At 51.5% G+C, this 3724-nt stretch carries 2 protein-coding genes; both read right to left on the bottom strand.

The genetic code is table 11. The annotated features are described in order from the left end of the window. Nucleotides 1–146 precede the first annotated feature (146 nt). A complete protein-coding gene (locus AC4FIC_RS13195; RefSeq protein ID WP_273284199.1) occupies nucleotides 147–1724 on the bottom strand; it encodes a hypothetical protein in 1578 nt (525 codons plus the stop codon). A 14-nt stretch (nucleotides 1725–1738) separates the two neighbouring features. Further along, nucleotides 1739–3172: a conjugal transfer protein TraF gene (traF, locus tag AC4FIC_RS13190; protein ID WP_100256798.1), complete on the bottom strand. Its 1434-nt coding sequence runs from the start codon at nucleotides 3170–3172 to the stop codon at nucleotides 1739–1741. Between the last annotated feature and the right edge of the window lie 552 nt (nucleotides 3173–3724).

Here is a 3724-nt window from a genome sequence, read left to right as displayed (position 1 = left end):
CGGTTGTAGCCGCAATCGAGCACGCCGCGATTGCCTGAGGCGGTTAATCCCTTAGGCGGTGATTAAATAACAGAGCCAAAAAAGCCACCCTAGGGTGGCTTTTTCATGGTTGGTCATTTAGTGCGGGTCGTTTAATGCGCAGAGTTTTACAGCACCGAATCGACCTTATTGGCGCAATCAGCCGCCGAGGTCGGCAACGCCACATTCGTCAGGGCGGAAACACCATTTACATCCAAAACCAGGTTGCCAGACTCAATCGTGCCATCAACATCGGACTCGAAGCGGAACGTATTTGCTTCAACCTTGGCCTTCATCTGGCCTTGAAACGTCTGACCTTCGTAGTCTAAGTTTAAGATCACGGCCCCAGCTGAAACCTTACTCCAGGTGCCACCGATAAACTCATTCACAAAGCTGTCTTCCGGGTCGCTGCTGGTTGCGGACGTAACATTAATGCACATGCCCAACGGGCCACTGGTTGACGCCGCATCGCCGTCCAAGTGAATGGCCATGTAGGAGCCGACCGTAACGTCGCCTATATCCTCAGATGTGGCCCCTAAAACAAACCACTGACCGCCCCAAACGGTACCGGAGGATAACTTGGCATCATTGACTGCAGCGGTTACCTCGCTGACATCAAAGTCGGTGTTGTTGGTGACCGCCGTCTTACCGACAGTGACTAAGCTGGTGGTGACACTGGTAATATCAAACTCTACCGTGTCATCCGTTAAGGTGGTTTTGAGTGAAGCGCTTAGGGTATCTATGCCCGAATCGAGTATTTTCTTGATAGCCTCGGCGTCGGTACCGCTGGCCTCCTTCTTGACCAACTGGGAGATCACCTCGGAGGCTTTTAACAGCGCTCTCACATCGGCGTCTGTATTTGTAATATCAGCTATCTTGTTAATCTCGACATTTAAAGCCAACAGTCGAGCCGAGACCGAGCTTTGCTTGGTCGCATCTGTCGACACCTCAGTTACCAAGCTGGTTAGCATCGTTGTATCAAACTGCGCGGGGGCGACCTTATTGGTGGCAATGCTTTTCGATAGGCTCTTAATCAACTTCTGCTGGGCGGCCGTTTCCGTGCTGTCTGCATCGGCCGAACCGGTTAAGATGTCCATCATGCTTTGTACCGCGACGGCGTTGGCCAGTAAGCGTTTGTTTTTGTCACTGTTGGCTGCTGAAAAGTCGACCCGTAAGTCCTCATCCGATTCGATCCCCATTGCTGTGCGGATGTCTTCGCGCTCCGTATCATCGGTTGCCGCACTTAACAGGGTGGTAAGGGGTGACATCACCAGTGGCGTGTCTGAAACGCCTGACTCATCAAAGGTGCTGGTCATGGCCATGACGCCCTTTAACTTTTCACCGGTACTAAGATCGATGCCGCCCTCAATGCGAATCGTCATTGAATCCATCGAGCTGCCAAATACCAGGCAATAGCGCTGGTATTCATCCGAAATCTCCGGCAGGTCGCAATAGTTTTCACCGGATATGGGATTGTTGCTGTAGTAACCTTGGCTGTCGGTATAGGCGAAGGGTTCAAAGTCATCCACGGCATAGTCGTCATTGCTGTCGACCCAGACCTTACCGCCGGCCACTCGGCCATCGACCGCCAAGCCATTGAGACTTTGACGACTGTCAACGCCGGAAGAATCTTGGGGCGCTACTTCACAACCGGTGAGCGCTATGGATACCATTAACGCCGGTAATGCAAAAAGATAGTGAGTCATAGTTGTCTCCGGCCTTAAAAAGCCAAATTAATGGAAGCGGAAGCCGATGCACTGCGCAACGAATTGCCCTGGGTGCTGAGATCGTCGCTGAAAAGGTCAGCCAGAACGGCGGTGATCTGAGTATCGATTTGTAAAAAATTGAACAGACTCAAGCCCAGGCCCAATTGTGTGGGTTCAGGGTCGAGCAAGTCTTTACCGTAACCCAAGCGCAGGCGCGGCCAATACCATTGGGTCGGTTGCAGCATTAAGCCTAAGTTTAGTTGTTGGCTTTGATCGCCAAAGAGATCGTTTTTGCGCCATAGATCGATCGCACCGGCCACAGCCACCGAGTTGTCTAAGAAGGTATGACTGATATCGACGGTCATGCTCGGCGTTAATCGGTGGCTTTCTTGCAAGGTAATATCGCCGATCGAGGCAAAAAACTCAGCGTGAAAACAATCGAGTTGGTCGTTGGCATCAGTGATGCTCGCGCAGTTGCCACCGAGCACATCATAGTCTAACTCTGGGCTGTTCAGGTGGTACAGCGTGATGCCCAGCAAGGTCTCTTGGCGTTGCAAGGTGATGCCGGCATCGAGCGAGACATTATAGTTAAAATCGGAAAAGCCACCCGTTATATCATCGGTAATATCGTCCATTAATACACCGGAGTCGTCTGTTGCTTGGCGGGCAAGTTCCTTAATAGGGTAGAGGTTTTTTTGCAAGTTATAGGCGATTAGAGTCGCGCGTAGCCCGGCCACCGCATTGATACCCTGACGCGAGGTGAAATCGATTGCCGGTAACTCACGTGACCAAGCAATATCAGCGTTGAACACCTGAGCCTGCTTTAAATACAACGACGATGTTGTGCGAATAAAATCGATTGGGTCAAGTTCTTCGTCATCGGCGCTGGAATCGATGATTTGCTGCGCGTCGATATCAAAAGCGATCGGGCCGTGCAAGATGCTGGCGCGCGCCTGAGTAAGGGACGAGCCACTCAGGCTAAAGGTGCCGAATGACCCCGATTTGAAATTCCACGGCGTCAATGGCAGGCTGACAATGGCCCCTGGCTTGATATAAAAGCTATCGGCCAATAATTCGATATTGTCATCAAAGGTGCTTTCCAGCGTATTTATACCAGACAATACATCGCCAACGCTGGCATCACCGGTACCGAAATCCTCAAAGGTGGTCGCGATCGAGTCGACCTTGTCGGTCATGTTCTCAATCACGGTATTAAATTCACCCAAGCCCCTGAGCTGCACATTCGCGCTGAGGTCCAGTATTGATATGCGGCTTACATCGCCATTTGTGGCCGGCACGGCAGGATTAAATCGCCCTGAACTGCCCACCTTGGCATTGCTGATCGGGCCAAAGGTTACCGCAGGTCCGCTATTGAGGTAGTTAATGGTGTCGGCCCAAGCGACCGTTGCACACAGTAGGCTTATCGGAATTAGTATAGAACGCTTCAAGTAGAGCCCCTTTTGGCTGGAACAGGTTCATGCTGCACACTTGGCAAATTGGCAGATAAACAAAGAACTAGTATAGAGGGCTCAGTCGACAATTCAATAGCCCACGCCCACGCCCACGCCCACGCCCACGCTAATGGGCGCGTCGCGTTGCGCTCAGAGCAAAAAAACCTCTGGCCGCCTGGCTTTTGACGATTTTTTTTGCATTGACCCGGCTCTCAAACTGGGTTTTGGCGCGGAGTTTTTTGTCTTATGCGGTGGTGAGGGCTCGAAACGAACGACCCTTATGACCGAGATTGCAGGTACACTGCGGCGGAAGATGGCCAGTACCGATGGATTCTGAGCCTGTTGGCATCAGATGATCAGGCTGACCCTCTGATCCGAATAGCATCATGCGCTCAAGTGGCGCGATCCTAACCTTTTAAAAAAAGGTCTCAGTTGTGGAATTTAGCTTAAAACTCGCCTTCAGTGTTGTCGCCATCGTCTTGACCTTGGTAACGTTTATACCCTATATCCGCGCGATATTGTCGGGTGCAATCAAACCGCATGTTTTTA

The sequence above is a fragment of the Reinekea sp. genome (genome assembly GCF_982785585.1).
This window is presented reverse-complemented; position numbering and strand designations above follow the sequence as displayed.